This is a genomic window from Patescibacteria group bacterium (genome assembly GCA_018896215.1).
GTDB lineage: Bacteria > Patescibacteriota > WWE3 > 0-14-0-20-40-13 > 0-14-0-20-40-13 > JAHINB01.
Window position 1 is genome coordinate 1 of record JAHINB010000021.1, and the last position, 15,253, is coordinate 15,253.

At 37.9% G+C, this 15,253-nt stretch carries 20 protein-coding genes; 9 read left to right on the plus strand and 11 right to left on the minus strand.

Annotation, left to right across the window (positions count from 1 at the left end; translation table 11 throughout):
• The 4 genes from KKF75_04165 to KKF75_04180 all read left to right on the plus strand — a co-directional run.
• Positions 1 to 1,040 (plus strand): efflux RND transporter periplasmic adaptor subunit (locus KKF75_04165; protein MBU4381376.1); only part of this gene is annotated, 1,040 nt, incomplete at its 5' end.
• Between the two features lie 16 nt (positions 1,041 to 1,056).
• Positions 1,057 to 1,734, plus strand: coding sequence for an ABC transporter ATP-binding protein (locus KKF75_04170; protein ID MBU4381377.1), 678 nt, complete (start codon positions 1,057 to 1,059; stop codon positions 1,732 to 1,734).
• Positions 1,731 to 2,954 (plus strand): ABC transporter permease, encoded by a 1,224-nt coding sequence (locus KKF75_04175; GenBank protein MBU4381378.1) that lies wholly within the window; start codon positions 1,731 to 1,733, stop codon positions 2,952 to 2,954. The genes KKF75_04170 and KKF75_04175 overlap by 4 nt, the downstream gene beginning before the upstream one ends.
• A 24-nt stretch (positions 2,955 to 2,978) precedes the next feature.
• A complete protein-coding gene (locus KKF75_04180) occupies positions 2,979 to 3,425 on the plus strand; it encodes a hypothetical protein (protein ID MBU4381379.1) in 447 nt (148 codons plus the stop codon).
• A gap of 48 nt (positions 3,426 to 3,473) precedes the next feature.
• On the opposite strand, the gene KKF75_04185 is transcribed toward KKF75_04180, so the two are convergent.
• Entirely contained in the window at positions 3,474 to 3,767 is a 294-nt protein-coding gene (locus tag KKF75_04185; protein ID MBU4381380.1) for a hypothetical protein, read from the minus strand.
• 62 nt (positions 3,768 to 3,829) lie between these two features.
• On the opposite strand from KKF75_04185, the gene KKF75_04190 reads away from it, so the two are divergent.
• The 3 genes from KKF75_04190 (at position 3,830) to KKF75_04200 (ending at position 5,841) form a co-directional block, all read left to right on the plus strand.
• Positions 3,830 to 5,224, plus strand: a complete 1,395-nt coding sequence (locus tag KKF75_04190; GenBank protein MBU4381381.1) for an aspartate--tRNA ligase — start codon at positions 3,830 to 3,832, stop codon at positions 5,222 to 5,224.
• A 16-nt stretch (positions 5,225 to 5,240) separates the two neighbouring features.
• Positions 5,241 to 5,402, plus strand: coding sequence for a hypothetical protein (locus tag KKF75_04195; protein MBU4381382.1), 162 nt, complete (start codon positions 5,241 to 5,243; stop codon positions 5,400 to 5,402).
• 127 nt (positions 5,403 to 5,529) lie between these two features.
• Positions 5,530 to 5,841: an LD-carboxypeptidase gene (locus tag KKF75_04200; protein MBU4381383.1), complete on the plus strand. Its 312-nt coding sequence runs from the start codon at positions 5,530 to 5,532 to the stop codon at positions 5,839 to 5,841.
• Here KKF75_04200 and KKF75_04205 read toward each other — a convergent pair.
• From KKF75_04205 to KKF75_04230, 6 genes are all read right to left on the minus strand, one after another.
• Entirely contained in the window at positions 5,838 to 6,605 is a 768-nt protein-coding gene (locus tag KKF75_04205) for a nucleotidyl transferase AbiEii/AbiGii toxin family protein (GenBank protein MBU4381384.1), read from the minus strand. The genes KKF75_04200 and KKF75_04205 overlap by 4 nt on opposite strands.
• Positions 6,602 to 7,192 (minus strand): hypothetical protein, encoded by a 591-nt coding sequence (locus KKF75_04210; GenBank protein ID MBU4381385.1) that lies wholly within the window; start codon positions 7,190 to 7,192, stop codon positions 6,602 to 6,604. Before KKF75_04210 ends, KKF75_04205 begins: the two co-directional genes overlap by 4 nt.
• A 602-nt stretch (positions 7,193 to 7,794) precedes the next feature.
• Entirely contained in the window at positions 7,795 to 8,970 is a 1,176-nt protein-coding gene (locus tag KKF75_04215; protein MBU4381386.1) for a glycosyltransferase family 4 protein, read from the minus strand.
• Between the two features lie 6 nt (positions 8,971 to 8,976).
• Positions 8,977 to 10,206 carry a hypothetical protein gene (locus tag KKF75_04220; protein ID MBU4381387.1) on the minus strand — a complete coding sequence of 410 codons (1,230 nt, stop codon included), beginning with the start codon at positions 10,204 to 10,206 and terminating at the stop codon, positions 8,977 to 8,979.
• On the minus strand, positions 10,203 to 10,871 hold the full coding sequence (locus tag KKF75_04225; protein MBU4381388.1) for an HAD-IA family hydrolase: 669 nt from the start codon (positions 10,869 to 10,871) through the stop codon (positions 10,203 to 10,205). The genes KKF75_04220 and KKF75_04225 overlap by 4 nt, the downstream gene beginning before the upstream one ends.
• A gap of 71 nt (positions 10,872 to 10,942) precedes the next feature.
• Positions 10,943 to 11,911: a hypothetical protein gene (locus tag KKF75_04230; protein MBU4381389.1), complete on the minus strand. Its 969-nt coding sequence runs from the start codon at positions 11,909 to 11,911 to the stop codon at positions 10,943 to 10,945.
• Between the two features lie 114 nt (positions 11,912 to 12,025).
• On the opposite strand from KKF75_04230, the gene KKF75_04235 reads away from it, so the two are divergent.
• Positions 12,026 to 12,175, plus strand: a complete 150-nt coding sequence (locus KKF75_04235) for a hypothetical protein (GenBank protein MBU4381390.1) — start codon at positions 12,026 to 12,028, stop codon at positions 12,173 to 12,175.
• 14 nt (positions 12,176 to 12,189) lie between these two features.
• Positions 12,190 to 12,360 carry a hypothetical protein gene (locus KKF75_04240; GenBank protein MBU4381391.1) on the plus strand — a complete coding sequence of 57 codons (171 nt, stop codon included), beginning with the start codon at positions 12,190 to 12,192 and terminating at the stop codon, positions 12,358 to 12,360.
• Positions 12,361 to 12,556: 196 nt separating this feature from the next.
• Here KKF75_04240 and KKF75_04245 read toward each other — a convergent pair whose 3' ends face one another.
• The 4 genes from KKF75_04245 to KKF75_04260 all read right to left on the minus strand — a co-directional run bounded on the left by KKF75_04245 (position 12,557) and on the right by KKF75_04260 (position 15,050).
• Entirely contained in the window at positions 12,557 to 13,309 is a 753-nt protein-coding gene (locus KKF75_04245; GenBank protein MBU4381392.1) for a hypothetical protein, read from the minus strand.
• A 47-nt stretch (positions 13,310 to 13,356) separates the two neighbouring features.
• Positions 13,357 to 14,082 (minus strand): hypothetical protein, encoded by a 726-nt coding sequence (locus KKF75_04250; protein MBU4381393.1) that lies wholly within the window; start codon positions 14,080 to 14,082, stop codon positions 13,357 to 13,359.
• 237 nt (positions 14,083 to 14,319) lie between these two features.
• A complete protein-coding gene (locus tag KKF75_04255; GenBank protein ID MBU4381394.1) occupies positions 14,320 to 14,559 on the minus strand; it encodes a hypothetical protein in 240 nt (79 codons plus the stop codon).
• Positions 14,560 to 14,843: 284 nt separating this feature from the next.
• Positions 14,844 to 15,050, minus strand: coding sequence for a hypothetical protein (locus KKF75_04260; protein ID MBU4381395.1), 207 nt, complete (start codon positions 15,048 to 15,050; stop codon positions 14,844 to 14,846).
• Positions 15,051 to 15,253: the final 203 nt, after the last annotated feature.

The following is a 15,253-nucleotide window of genomic DNA, read 5'->3' on the forward strand; positions in this document are numbered from 1 at the left end:
CAGTAACCAAAGGTCAAAAAATTGCTGAAGTTACTCTTGACGATTACGCTAAGGAACGCGAGACTACCGCTTGGTTAAATTATCTTAGTGCTTTAGAAGCGGTAAAGACTGCAGAAAAGGGTAAGGTTGATGCCAAAATTAAGTTATTGCAGGATCAACAGTCGATTCTTGATGCCGATGATGATATCCAGCATAAGAAAAATGACGAAGAGCTGGACTATTCGGAATACGAAAAAGCGATTTTTGATCAATCGTTAGAACAAGCCAAAAAAGCCGTTGCCGTTTCGGAACTAAAATATAAAAATGCCAATGCCGAAATTGCGGCGGCGTACGCTAAAGTTGCTTCCGAGCTTCGCGATTATCAAGAAAACTCATCTCTTATTATCGCGCCTTCCGCAGGAATCATTAGCGATGTCGCGCTTGCTCCTGGATTTATTATAGCCGCCAGCTCCACTACTAGTAATACAAGCGGGGCAACAATTGTTTCCGCGCAAACAATAGGAAATATTAGCGATCCTAATGGCCACCTTATTGCTACTGTAAGTCTGACCGAAATGGACATCATTTATGTAAAATCTAATCAAAAGGTTTCTTTAGTTTTGGATGTTTATCCAGATAAGACATTTACCGGTAAAGTATTGTCTGTTAACACCAATGGCAGTAGCAGTTCTGGGGTTACTTCTTATCCCGTAACAATTATTTTAGATCCGGTAACGGTTGAGATCTATCCTCACATGGGGGTAACAGTAGAAATAATCACTAAAATTTCCGATAGCGCTATTTTAGTTCCATCGTCCAGTGTTAAATCATCCAACGACGGAAGCAACTATCTAGAGATTCTCTCTAACAACGCGTCTCAACAAATTACAGTTACTGTTGGGGATTCAAACAATACTCAAACGCAGATATTAAGCGGGTTAAACGAAGGGGATGTTGTAATTACTGGGACAACTGTTGCTCAAACAACTACTAATAGAACAACCCCATCGCCTTTTGGCAATACCCGCGGTGTCTTTAATGTCGGTGGTGGTGGCAGATAGTATGAACCCCAAACCCATCATTAAAATATCCCATCTGACTAAAATCTACAAAATGGGAGAGCTGAAAACAATTGCTTTGGATGATGTTTCTTTAACAATCGACAAAGGTGAGTTTGTTGCCATTATGGGCCCTTCGGGCTCCGGTAAATCCACCTTAATGCATATTTTAGGCGCCTTGGATGTGCCAACAAAGGGAGAATATCTTTTGGATGGGATAAATGTGGAAAAAATGAGCGACGATGAATTGGCTGCTATTAGAAATTCTCAAATTGGTTTTGTTTTTCAGGCTTATAATCTTTTGCCCCGAATCACCGCCTTGCAAAATGTTATTTTACCCATGATTTATGCCGGTGTTTCTAAAGAAGAAAGAGAAACCAGAGCTAAGAAGTATTTAGAGTTGGTGGGTCTTGGCGATCGGATGGAGCACAAATCAAATCAACTCTCGGGAGGGCAACAACAAAGGGTGGCAATTGCTAGATCGTTAGTTTTAAACCCAGCAATTCTACTTGCCGATGAGCCTACGGGAAATATCGCATCTAACCAAGCTGAAGAGATTATGCAGATTTTTGAAAAAATTCATCGCGCTGGAAATACTATCATTATGATTACTCATGAGAGGGAGATCGCCCGTCATGCCGAGAGAATCATTTCGTTAAAAGATGGAAAAGTAGAGGTTGGAACGAAAAAAATATGAAACCCATAGAACTATTTTTAGAGAGTGCAAACACTCTTAGCATAAACAAAATGCGAACAGGTCTTGCTGTGCTTGGTATTGTTATAGGTATTGGAAGCGTTATCGCTTTAGTTTCCTTGGGTGAGGGAAGCAAGGCCAATATCGAAAGTCAGATTCAATCCTTGGGGGCAAATTTGCTAACTGTCAGTCCCCAATCGCAACGCAACCAAACTGTGCGGGGCGCATCCGGCGGAGGAACGACGCTAACTTTTGATGATGCTATAGCAATCGCAACATCACCCGCTGTTACTTCGGTAGAAAAGGTTTCCCCAGAGGTGTCTAGAAGATTTCAAGTGACAACTGGAAAGAACAATACCAATACTCAAGTGATAGGAGCTGTTTCCACCTATGCTACCGTGCATAAAATTGAAATTGCGCAGGGAGCTTTTATTTCTCAAAGGGATCAGGAAGCTGGTGTTAGAGTTGCGGTTTTGGGGCCTCAAGTAGTAACAGATCTTTTTGGGGAGAACGCCACCCCTCTTGGACAATCAATAAGAATTAACGGGCAATCCTTTACTGTCATTGGAGTAACCACTTCTAAAGGCGGTTTTGGATTTATGAATCAGGATGATCTGCTTTTTATTCCCCTTTCTGTTGCTCAAAAGCAAATCTTTGGAATCGATTATTTAAATAGCATATCTTTAGAGGCCAAAAGTTCTCAAGTCATGACGCAGGCTCAAAATGAAGTTGGTTATTTATTGTTAGAAAGACACAAATTAAGCGACCCCAGCAAGGCAGATTTTTCCATTTTCTCGCAACAAGATATTTTAGATACGGCATCCTCGGCAACCAGCACTTTTACTACGCTTTTAGCTGGGATTGCGGCGATCTCGTTGATCGTTGGTGGGATTGGAATCATGAATATAATGTTGGTTACTGTAACTGAACGCACTCGTGAGATTGGTTTGAGGAAAGCATTGGGGGCAAAAAGAAAAATAATTTCGTACCAATTTTTAATTGAATCAGCGATTTTAACTTTTTTAGGGGGTTTGTTGGGCGTGTTTTTGGGTGTTTTGTCATCTTATTTTTTAAGTCGTGCCCTATCGTTGGCTTTTACAGTTTCTTTTAAGTCGGTGCTGTTAGCATTTGTAGTCTCGGTTGTTATCGGGATAGTTTTTGGAATGTATCCCGCCCGCAAGGCTTCTCGCATGCAACCGATAGAAGTGTTGAGATATGAATAGATGCTTAAAAAGGAGGTGATCTTTATGAACAAATTGAATATGATCCTGGGAGGATTGATCGTGATAGCTCTTGTGGGAGGGTTTTTTGGTGGAACTCTCTATCAAAAGAAACAGAGTAGTAACAGGGGGCAATTTAATAACCTTCAAAGAGGACAAATACCAGGCGGAAGTCAAAATGCTGGGGTTCGTCAAGGAAATGTTGCTGGGTTTAGTGGCGCTGGAATGGCAAGACCAATATCTGGAGAAGTTGTAGCACTCGACGATAAATCAATGACAGTAAAGTTGATAGATGGAAGCACCAAAATTGTAATTTTATCCGATACTACAAAATATACCAAATCTCAAGATGTGGCAAAAACAGATCTTACAGTTGGAGGTACAGTGGCGGTGATTGTTACGCCAAGTCAAGATCAGGCGGTTGTGGCAGAAACTGTGGAATTAAACCCAATTCTAAGAGGTCAGAACAAATAATTCTTATTAGGGTTCGTCCCATTTGGGACGAACCCTTATGAAATAGGGCTAATATCCCAAATCCTTATACAACTGAATATTAGGGTCTGTAAGCTGGTTACTAAAGGAACTAAAGAGCTTGGTGAAAACTGCTAGGTTAATTATCAAGGAGACAACTGTAATGGCAATTATTACCCACCCTACTCTTTTTCCCTCGGGGTTTTGGTTTTTAAGGTATTTAAACGCCCAGCCTAAACCAAAGGGTGGTAAAAGAGCGCTCGTTGTATACATGAAAATCTTGCGACCTGTTGTAAACGACAGGGGATTTTTGACGACTGGAGTTGGCTGTAGCTCAAATTCCATAGATTAAATATATCATGAATTTGGATCTTTTTTCCTAGATCAAAAACGCATATAATACTATAATGAAAAACATGAGAATCCGAGAAACCCCGAACCAAATAGATAAATCCATTGAGCTGATAGGCTGGGCGCATCGCATCAGAAGCCACGGGAAGATTGTCTTTATAGATTTACGCGATCTTACAGGGATTCTTCAAATAGTGGTTGCTGAAAAAGAGCTTTTGAGAGTTGTTGATAATATCAAGGAGGAATATTTAATAAAGGTTGTAGGAACTATAAAGAAAAGACCGGAAAAACTGATAAACCCCAACATTTTAACAGGGACAATTGAGCTGGAACCCGCGCAATTAAGTATTCTCTCTGAATTGAAAGCAGATTTACCTTTTCAAGTATTCGAAGATACCCTTAATGTCGACGAAGCATTAAGGTTGGAATACCGTTATCTGGACTTGCGAACCGAGAGAATGCGAAACAACATAATTATGAGAGCGAATATCACAAAGTTTTTTAGGGACTTTTTAAGCGAGCAAGATTTTATAGAAATAGAAACACCTACATTAACTAAAGGGACACCTGAAGGATCAAGAGAATATATTGTCCCATCAAGAATATATCCCGGCAAGTTTTTTGTGCTTCCTCAATCTCCACAGCAATACAAACAACTATTAATGATTAGCGGGTTTGAAAAATATTTTCAGATAGCGCGATGTTATAGGGACGAAGACCAAAGAGGAGACAGACAACCAGAGTTTACGCAACTTGATATAGAAATGTCATTTGTGTCTAAAGACGATGTTATACAACTTATTGAAATTATGCTGAAAGAGTTGGTAATAAAATTATATCCTGATAAAAAATTGACATTTAGTGATTTCAAAAAAATGAGCTATGAAGATGCCATGGAAAAATATGGCACGGATAAGCCGGATCTACGCAAAGATAAAGGCAATAACGACGAGCTGGCATTTTGTTGGGTTGTTGATTTCCCTCTTTTCGAATGGAGCTCCAGTGAAGGGAAGCTTGTATCTTCACATCACCCGTTCACAAAGCCGACAGATCAAGATATAGATAAACTCAAGGAAAAGCCACTTGAAGTTAAATCGGATACTTACGACCTTGTTCTAAACGGATTTGAAATTGGCGGGGGAAGTATCAGAATCCACAACGGAAAGCTTCAAAAAACCATTTTTTCTATTCTGGGGTTATCGGATAAGGATATTCAAAAGCGATTTGGGCATTTAATCAAGGCGTTCTCATTTTCCCCGCCTCCGCATGGGGGTATCGCTCTTGGTTTAGACAGAATAGTGGCTGTTTTGCAAAACGAACCCAACATCCGAGAAGTAATCGCGTTTCCAAAAACGGGTACCTCAAAAGACCCTTTAACGGGAGCGCCAACAGAATTACCCGAAAGCACCCTTAAAGAATTAAATATCAAAACAACCAAACCAAAAGCTTAGAATTCAAAAGTTGTCTATGAAAATTGACATTTTATTGGAAGAGCTGGATAAATTAAATTTGCCCAAAGATCAATATGCAATAACCAGCTCTGGTTCTTTGGCGATTAGGGGTATAAGAGAAGCCAACGACTTGGATATTATTGTCACCCCAAAGGTCTGGAAAGAACTTCTTCAATAAGCGTGGCTGCGAACTGTGCCTGCCCGCCTCTGGAGGGGACAAACTTAGAACCTATTTTATGGAAACAACGGACATAATCGCGATCCCAGAATTTGCACAAACCACAGTCGTGCTATAAACTCTTGATATGAGAGAAACAGTAAAACCTAAAGTATTAAAACAAGGAGATTGCATAGGATTGGTTGCTCCATCTAGATTTGTAAATGATTTTAGAGAGGATCTAGAAAAAGGAATTGAGGTTTTGGAAAATTTTGGCTACAAAATCGCCGCTGGCAAACATCTTTACGGACGATGCTATTCCTCATCCGCAAAAGCTCAAGACCGCGCAGATGATATTAATAGCTTTATAAAAGATCCAAACATCAAGGCAAAATACAAACCTAATTTAGAGGGGTCACTGTTGTTTTGGGAGGATGTGGATGAAAGATCTAATTCTTAAATCTTGTACAAGGAACGTAACTTATCGTTAATTAACTCTGGAAGATTTTTGGGCAAATGCCTTTGATCTAGTGGCAGATATTTTGTTAAGTCTTTTTCCAGAATCGATTTATCAAAGGATGCGATATATTTTATTACATCAGTTATATCGAAACTTCTGTCTATTAATTTAAATTTTTCATCGAGCAATTTACTGTCTACGATAACTTTCTTATTTAATAAATACCAAATATCATAAATATCCCTTCCTTTTTTTCTTTGAAAAATCGTTCGCAATTTTTCGGCCAATATCTCACTTTGTGTCATAACAATAATCAATGAGTAGTTGCTTGCAGGCAGTTCAGTAGCAATTGTGCTTTTAAATTTTTCTATGGTTTTTTCTCTCATAGAAAAATCAAGTTTTACGGTCAAAGGCATTGGAGATATTTCATTCTCAAGAAACAATTTCGCGCTAAAGCCTTGTGTTGTATTTAATTCCTTTAGTGATAGCTTAGGAAAAACTTTTCTTGCATCGGTCAACGAGTCTCCTAAAACACTCCTCAATAAACTCATTTTTAGTGTGGTGTTAAAATCTAAATCTTCCGAGAATCTTGGGGACTCATATATCAATCTAATTGCTGTGCCACCTTTAAAAACAACGCCAGAACTTCCCTTTTTTTTGTAAAGAGAATTTAAAAAAATTATTTGGAGGTATTCTCTAAGAACCGTGTACTGATCTATTTTGTAAATTTTTGAATAATTTATAAGATCTGTTTGACTGATCATCTTGTTACCTCCTTAACCTTATCCCCAATAGCTTCAAAATTAAATTCTTTTGCCAGCTTTACGAGTAAATTTTTGTTTAAGATAGTTAAATCCATTTCCTTTAAATCTATATTTATCAAACCCTTTGAAGCAAAATATAGGGAATCTAACAGAGCTTTTTCGGGCGAGGCTATAAGAATAGTTTTTTTTCTTTCGTATCCCCAAAACAACGAATCGTCTATTTTGCTGTATCGGTATTCTTTATTTTCAATGAGCAATCTTTTTGACTTTTTACTTGTGATCGATGTTATGGTGTAGGGAAATTGAGAAAGAATTCCATAAAACGACAGCGCGGATTCTAAGCTGATATAAGAGGGAGCATAAACAAAGTTTGCAATTTCAAACTCGGTTACTTTTGCTTCCGAAAACAAAAACAATCCTAAAGAAAGCCTTTTAATAATTTTTTTCTTCTCAAGTTTTTGAGCAATCTTATAAAGGGTATTTTTATTTGAATAGTTGGTTAATTTAGACAGCGTGACAAAGTCAAAAAAAACAACCTTATTTTCCTTAAGAATTTTGTAGATTTCTAATATTGATAACGATCCCATATTTAGTATAATATTATACAGATTATGGAATTGTCAATAGCCTTGGCGAAGGATGGCTGAACACTGTGGTCTAGAACCTTTATATTCTCTAGGCTAAAATAAGGGAACCTTGCTTCTTCGCTTCGTTCAGAAGTGAGACAAATGAGACAGTGCTGAGAGGTTTTAATAGTTCTTATTCTCTAGGTTATGTTATCCCGACGCTCGGGTTATTGCTAACCCGAGCACCAGTAGAGAAAGAACTATTTCTTCTTTCTGTTATAAGGAGACTGGTTTACGGGCTTGAGCGATAAGTCTAGATCCGACGCCTTTGATCTAACACTGTTTTCTGTTCTACCTAGTTTCAGTGCGACAACTCTAGTAGGAGTGTTCTCTTTGACTAGCTCTTTAACATTGGCGATGTCCTTATCGGTCCATTGCTTGTTTGCGTTTTTTGCAGTCATATCGATATGTTTCCTTTCGCTGTCCAAATTTGTAATCTTCAAGCTTTACCGGACAGAGGCTTAGCTAAAAAGAAAACCTGCAATAACATGGGCAGGTTCTGACTGAAAATATAGCACTCTCTACCAGGGAGTGTCAAGAACAGGTTTTGCAGAAATGCTGGTTTAGATATTTTTTGTTAAACTCTCTAAAATATCAGTAAATCTTTGGGCAATAACAGACCATGTAAAATTATTTACGATGTGGTTTCTCCCAAGATTTCCTAATCTAATACACTCTTTCTTGTCGGAAATTAAAGAATTTACAGTTTGTGCGAGCATCTCTATATTTCCTGGTTCAACAAGTTTTCCATATTTACCACCATTAAGAATAAAAGGTAGTCCACCAACAGAACTAGCAACAAGCGGAGTTCCTGACGACAACGCTTCGAGACCAACAAAACAAAGTGTTTCTTCTCTTGTTAGTGAGGGGATTACAACAACCAATGCCGAGGTGTACAGTTGCCGAAGGAGATAATTCTTATCAGGATCAAAAAAACCTAGCAATTTAACATTTTTAATGCCGGATCTTTTTATCAAGCTTTTTAAATTTTCCGTTTCCCACCCATCCCCAACAAGTAGTATGTCCATTTTTATGTCTCTTGCTGCTTTAATTAATGCATCAAACCCCTTTCTTGCCTGAAATCTACCAACACCAAGAACAAAGTTTTTTGTTTTTACACCATACAAATCTTCCACGGTTTTTGTTGGAATATCTGGTTTGTATAAGTTTGTATCTGTACCACCCGGAACACACTCAACTCGAAGTGATTTAGCATCTTTAAAAATTTCTTTAATCCACTTACTGTGGTTTGGAGATACGCTAGTTATACAAGAAACTTCTGAAATTAAACACAAGCTTTCATGTAAGTATCGTTTGTCCAATTCCATAACCCTTAGATCAGCTCCATGAGAAGTAATAATAACCGGTATGTTGTATTCTTTGTGAATACGAGTCGCTACCCACCCGCTAGGAAGCATAAAATGACAATGTATAGTGTCGGGTCTAAATTTAATGACGGCATCTTTCATGCCTTCGTAAAGGGCATTGGTATAGGTTGCGAGTTCTTTGTCCGAAAGATTGGTGTATTGTTTAGCATCTGCCCAATAGGTGTTAGAAGAACCCATAACTCTAAAAGGAATTTTCCATTCGTAAGTTTTTAAATTAATTTTTGACTTAGAAGATTCGGGAATAAGAACGGCAACATCGTTACTCTTTGACAACTCCGTTGCTAACGAACGCATATAATAAGACGAACCGCCACCAAAACAAGCGTGGGGATAGCATACTAGAATTTTCATAGATAGTTAGGTATCTAAAAAGCCATAAATTTTGCTCTGTTCTTCTAGAATTAACATCGCACAGTTACCCATGGTTGCAAATTCGCGATCTAGTATCTTTTTTGCGATTTCCTTAGTTTCTTTATTACTTTTACCAAGCTCAATTATCACATGGGTAGGATTATTTAGAGGAGTTCCATTTTGGGTAACGACATACACAATCGCAGGAGATAAAGTAGCCTCGGATATGCACCTCGCAATCTTTCTTGCATAGTAATCGTATACCTTACCCGCAAAGTATGTGGGATTTTTTCCAGCAGGTGCTTCCATGCTGTAAGGACGAAGTGTTGGGATAAAACCCGAGGTGTTATTTCCTCTACCAACAACCCCTTCATCTCCAGATTCAACCGCAGTACCCTTTGCTAACATATAGTGATCATTTCGTTCGTCATTGTCTCTGGTATTAATGTTTACAACCACTTTGTATTTATCCCCTAACCAGTTATTTGCGTATGTTTGTACCATCTGCTTTATTTCTAGTAACTGTTCCTTATAAAACTCAATATTTGGAGTTTTTTCACCGATAAAAGGAACACACATGGTAAGAGTAACAACATTGTCTAGACGAACCGCCATTATTTTAATATCAGAACCAATATATTCAAACTTTGGTTCAAATATGGACTTATAAAAGAGATTTTCTAAATTAATAACTAGTTGTTCTACCTTTGAGAAAGGGTAAAATCCAATAGAGCAAACAGTGTCATTTGCAATTGGATTTTTAATTTCTGGTAGATCCTCTTTTGATCTTGGTCTAAACCAATTTTTACCTTTATGTGGTGCACCACCTGCACGATTTAAAAAATCGTATATTTCAATATCTGTGGAGGAGTTAATCGAAGGTACAACTTTAGTTATATATTTTTTGGCAGCTTCGGACGCAATGTTAAAGGTGGGAATTTCTTGCTGTCCAAAGGAGTTGCTCATTCTTCCGTTAATAATTACTCTAATAGGCTTAACAATACTCCCAAAACCAAATCCAGCAACAGATTCTCCCCCTAAAAGGGATGTTTTGTCTACATTGTGATGCAAAATACAACCGAAATTCTTTAAACAATACTGGGCGTAGGAATATGATATGGCGTTGGCAACACCATCAGCAAGAGTGTCGGGGTGACCCCAACCTTTCCGTTCAACAATCTCCACACTTCTGGCGTTTATATCAGGATAAAGAGATTCAACTATTTGTAAATTCATTTTTCTAAGAAACTAGCAACCTCCGATATATTTTTAATGGTGGGATAAGACGACTGAGTTTTTGTTCCGTCCCTGTCCATAAGAATTACTTGCATTCCAAGTGTTTGTGCAGGAGCAAGGTATTTTTCCTTGTCATCAACAAACAACAGTTCCTCAAAAGGCAATTTTAAAGCATCACTAACATTTTGGTAAGCCTTTGGATCTGGTTTAGCAACACCGGCAACATTGGAAATTAAAATTGTGTTAAAGAAATTTGCCACACCACATCTTTGTACTTCCGAGAGGCGAGTCGGCCATCCATTTGTAAGTAGTGCAATAGAGAATTTTCGGTCAGTTAGCTGTTCTAATGTAGATAGTGCGTCTGGATACAATGTAGGGGTTATTTTTTCAAAACTCCAATCCATTAAAAATTCCACAAAATTTTCCTGATCTTTAGTTGGTAAGTTTTGAGCAACAGACTGATATTGAGAAAGTAAAATTTCGCGTTGTTCCTCTATATTTTTTGGCTGAAATGGTGGGATAAAAGATGCTAATTGTGTTTCACACAAAGTAATCTGCTCGTCACTAAAATTAAATTTATCCTTAATAATATTTTTTGGAAAATATCCTTCTAAAATTCCCGGGGATAATGTACCTAACCAATCTAAAACTACTCCTTTAATCATATTAATAATATATAAATCTCTCTTATAAAATTTAGAACATAAGGGGTATTGCGTTGCTGCTGCAAGTACCCCTAGATAGAAACTGCATACGAGCAGAGTGAATCCATTGACCCCGAAACATAGTTGTAGTGGGGATTTTCTACAACCCAGTTGATAAACTCGACCCTTCGGGCATGAAATTCTGGCGTATCCAAGCAAGGGAAAAAACCACCAAACCTAAGATCAGAACCAATTAGGATTGGTGAGCAAATTCCACGAATGTACGCCGAGGACATTTCATACAAGAAAAGCCGACTGAACAGTGGGTTCATTGGTTCAACCCTAAGTTCGGCTTCTGGCTCGTTAAGCAAGTGAAGGTACAAAACCGCCACGATTGGGATTTTGCCTTTTGAAACAGTAATTCCAAGTTGCTCTGGTATTACTGTTGCAGTCGCAGTCCAGTCATCAAGATGTTGGGCTTCTGGCTTAAAGGCATTTAGAAGGTCTGTGTTGTAGTTAAGTACGCTTGCCCTTCTAAACCGAAAGATCTTCTCGCCACCATATAGGTAGGCACAAGAATCCTTCATTCCTGCTAGCACGATGTTGTTACCAACAAGAGAAAACCCGTGGTCTCTACAAAGTGACAGAGAAACCGAGGTTTTCCCAGCCCCAGATCTACCAAGAAGCAGAATGCCCTTACCGTCCTTGGCAACCGCCGCCGCGCGCATGGTAAATTGACCATTCTCAAGTCGTTGCACTTCTAGAATGGAGTGGATCAGATACGGAAGTGTATCTCCCGCCACTAGGTCAATCATACTAGAGACGACGGTAAAACCCTTACCACCATAGTCTATTTTCAACGAGAAAGACGACCCTTCGGAAGTAATCACCTCCAACGAGTATCCCGATTCCGACAGGGTATCGTTACACCTGTACTCTGGAACAGAGTACACAAGCTTCGGATTCTGCAGGAGTGGCATAACATTAGCAGTAGGACTGTAAATGTTAATGCCATGGATTCCCATCCATGCAGAACAACGGAAAACACTGTCCGCTTGCATGGTGCCCTCCTTAGATCATTGAAATAAGGTTTCGGAAGTACCGAACTCTTTTTGGTATCCCATTTATACTACTTTCCTGTTATTTGGGCAAATCTCATATGCTATAGTTAGTATATGAAAATTGACATTTTATTGGAAGAGCTGGATAAATTAAATTTGCCCAAAGATCAATATGCAATAACCAGCTCTGGTTCTTTGGCGATTAGGGGTATAAGAGAAGCTAACGACTTGGATTGGGAAGGCTCTTTTTATAACAAGATTTAGAGAAGACCACGGGCTTGCCCGTGGATGAATCTTCCAATAAATTCCCCGCCTATGGCGGGGCGTTATATAGTACCACGCGCTTGCGCGTGGGAATCTATACCGACTCAAAAATTGCAACAGTAGGAAAACAGATAAAAACGGCAGATGTTATTAAAGGTTATAGATTTGTAACTCTACGACCATAATTTTATAGAAGGCGTGCCATCCCGTAGCCTTGGCGAAGGATGGCTGCGAACCGTAGATCAAATTAGAACCTATTTTATGGAAACTTCGGATATAATCACAATTCCAGAATTTGAAACTGCAGAGTTGGTTTCTGTTTTGAATGAATAGTACACACGCGCCAAAATTTACGATAGGAAGTATTTGTAACTTATCGAGTTAGAAATTTTGATTATTACACCTTTCTAGATCACGATCTAATTCTTTATTGTACTCGGAGAGGTCTAATAGAAACTCCTCTTCCAAATCGTAGCTGGTTCTTAGAGGCTCTTTCCTAAAGGAATGATTTGCTTTAGCAAGTTCTACGCAGGTCTTTACAAAGAGGGGAAATTTAACCGGTAAATCAATTTGCGGACAATACACCTTTTCTATTTTGTCAAAATCATCGTGTATACTTCTAATCTTTATCGCATAATTTTCTTCTGCATCGTGCAGTTCCTTTAAATATCTCGATTCGTTGTAGTTCGATGGAGCATCCACAATAAATATACCCCAATCAAAATTACGCTTTCCGCTTGCTTGAACATCATACCAATAGGTCAAACCGTACATACTTCCTGAAAGTTGTTTTATCGAGACATATAAATTACTTTTGTATTCTTCTTCCTTAGTTAATTCGTTGTCACCGGTCAATTCCTTTGTTAATGCAAGTTTGTAGTCGCCAAGCAAAGAATCTTTCACAGCATCAAGTCGATTTCTACATTTTATGATAGGTGCAGAAGCATTCTCTACTTTTTGTAGTTCATTATCATACTTAGCCCACTGCTTGTTGTTAAAATCAGCTATTAAAACCTTGTACTTATTAGAATTGGTATTAAGTTTTTGAAATTGCAATTTTGCGGGTGAAAAATAAAATGCTAGAAAGACGAGTATTCCAAGAAAAGCTACAACAATGCGGAATTTCTTATTCACATCAATAATAGTATTCCTCTATGGTAAGGAAATTCATCTAACAATCGCTAACTTAATCCAAAATCTTCGTAATGATCAATGTATTCACATAAATCATACCCAAGCTGTGTTAGTCTGAAGTGGTTTCCAATTCTGACACCGCTACCATCCCTGTTTGCCCTACCAGTTATCAATTGAGCCTTGATTAGAACATCCTCGTATTTTTTAACTAATTCGGGATAACCTAGATTAGTTTCTATTAGAACGATGCGTATCCATTCATTTTCATCTGCGCGATTTTGCGTTGAATCACTCATTGGGGGAGGGGGATTTTTTGCTAATCTGTAACTTGCTAAAAGCAAAATTACAGCACCACTAGAAAGTGAGCTAACAATTTTCATAAACTCCAAAGGTCTTAAATCTTCTTGGGTTGAGTATTTTTCGGTAGCTGTTACTAATAGTATTCGTTTCATAACTTCAAATCTGTCCTTGTCTGGAATACCCTCTTCAAGAAATTTTAATAGTTCCAATAAAGTATATCTGGCTTGTAGACTACTCTCGTATGTCTTTTTAATTCTCCCTTGTTCTTTAAGTTTTTCCCACTCGTTTGATACAGATGCTAAATGCTCATTTGCAATAAGTCTTTGTGCGACATTGCTAAGTGAAATAAGTGCCGATTTTGGATTATTGTAAACTGCTGTTAATACTTCAACAGAAGCCTTAACAGTAGCTTTTATTACTTCTGGCACTTCAAGATTCGATATTTCCTTAATAGTCGCAAGTGTTTTTTTCATATTTTGCTCATTAAACTTATGATAATTATTCTCTAGCATTTCCAACAAATAGTTTTTGTTTTTAGATTGCGATTTGTAAATGTCTCTTATTTTAAGACTTTCTGTTACTTCCTCATCGGTTGGAAATTTTTGTTCCAGTCATACTATAATTGCCTGAAAATATTTCGTCCAAACCTTTTTTTCTATCTTCATAAATACATTATAACCCGTCAAGTTGACAATCCTCAAAGTTGTCCATTATTTTTCTAACAACAAGGAAGCTGTTTCGTTTTTTACTATTATGCTCCCATCAATTTCTTTCTCACCACATCTCCTTAGATTTATGCAACTGCCTTGATATTCCCACCACAGGGATCCTCTCGGCTCTTTTTCATTGCCTAAATATATTTCTATCATGTGTTTGTTGTTCTTATTCACCAGTAGAGTTATGCCACTGTCACCTAAGTGTTTTGAATTTAAAATTATTTTTTTTGCCACAATTATCACCTCCTATCAATGGGGGGTTGTTTTTATCCTTGTAACTCCGGTTTTTGATCAAGGTAGAAACACTCCCGAAACATTGTTTATATTTATCCGTTAGTTATTCAGCCTCTTTTCTTCAAGTTTTTTTGCTTCTAACACGACCAACATTATTTTTACAAAAAACTAGAATTCCTTTTGCCTTTTTTTGAAAATCGGCAGGCAGTATTTTAATGAAAGTTCCTGCAGTTTTTGGCATTTTTAAACACCTCCTCCACAATTTCAATTTCCTCCTTTTGTAATTAAATCAATGCAAGAACACTTATCACTACTGAAATTAGAGCAATTAACCTAGTGTCTCTAGAATATTTTTGTTGATCCATTAAGTTCAGTTGGCGAATAATTTCAATACGATCTCGTTCTCCCGCACCCTCCACACCTTTAAAAGAAAGGATCTGTCTATCAAGCCCTCTTTTCTTGCCTTCCTTGATAAGCTCATTCCAGCTCATATTTTCGTAATTCCTATACTTAAACATTATTAGTATCACCTCCAATTTTATTTTTTTCTTCTGTTCCTTTCCGTCTCGGTTGTCTTTTTATGTTTTTTGACATAAGTTTTTTTAACAAATTTTCCCGAAATGGCACTTCTCCGATTTACGACTATCTTTTTACTTTTCGCCATATTTTTTCACCCTCTTTCTCCTTTTCTTCA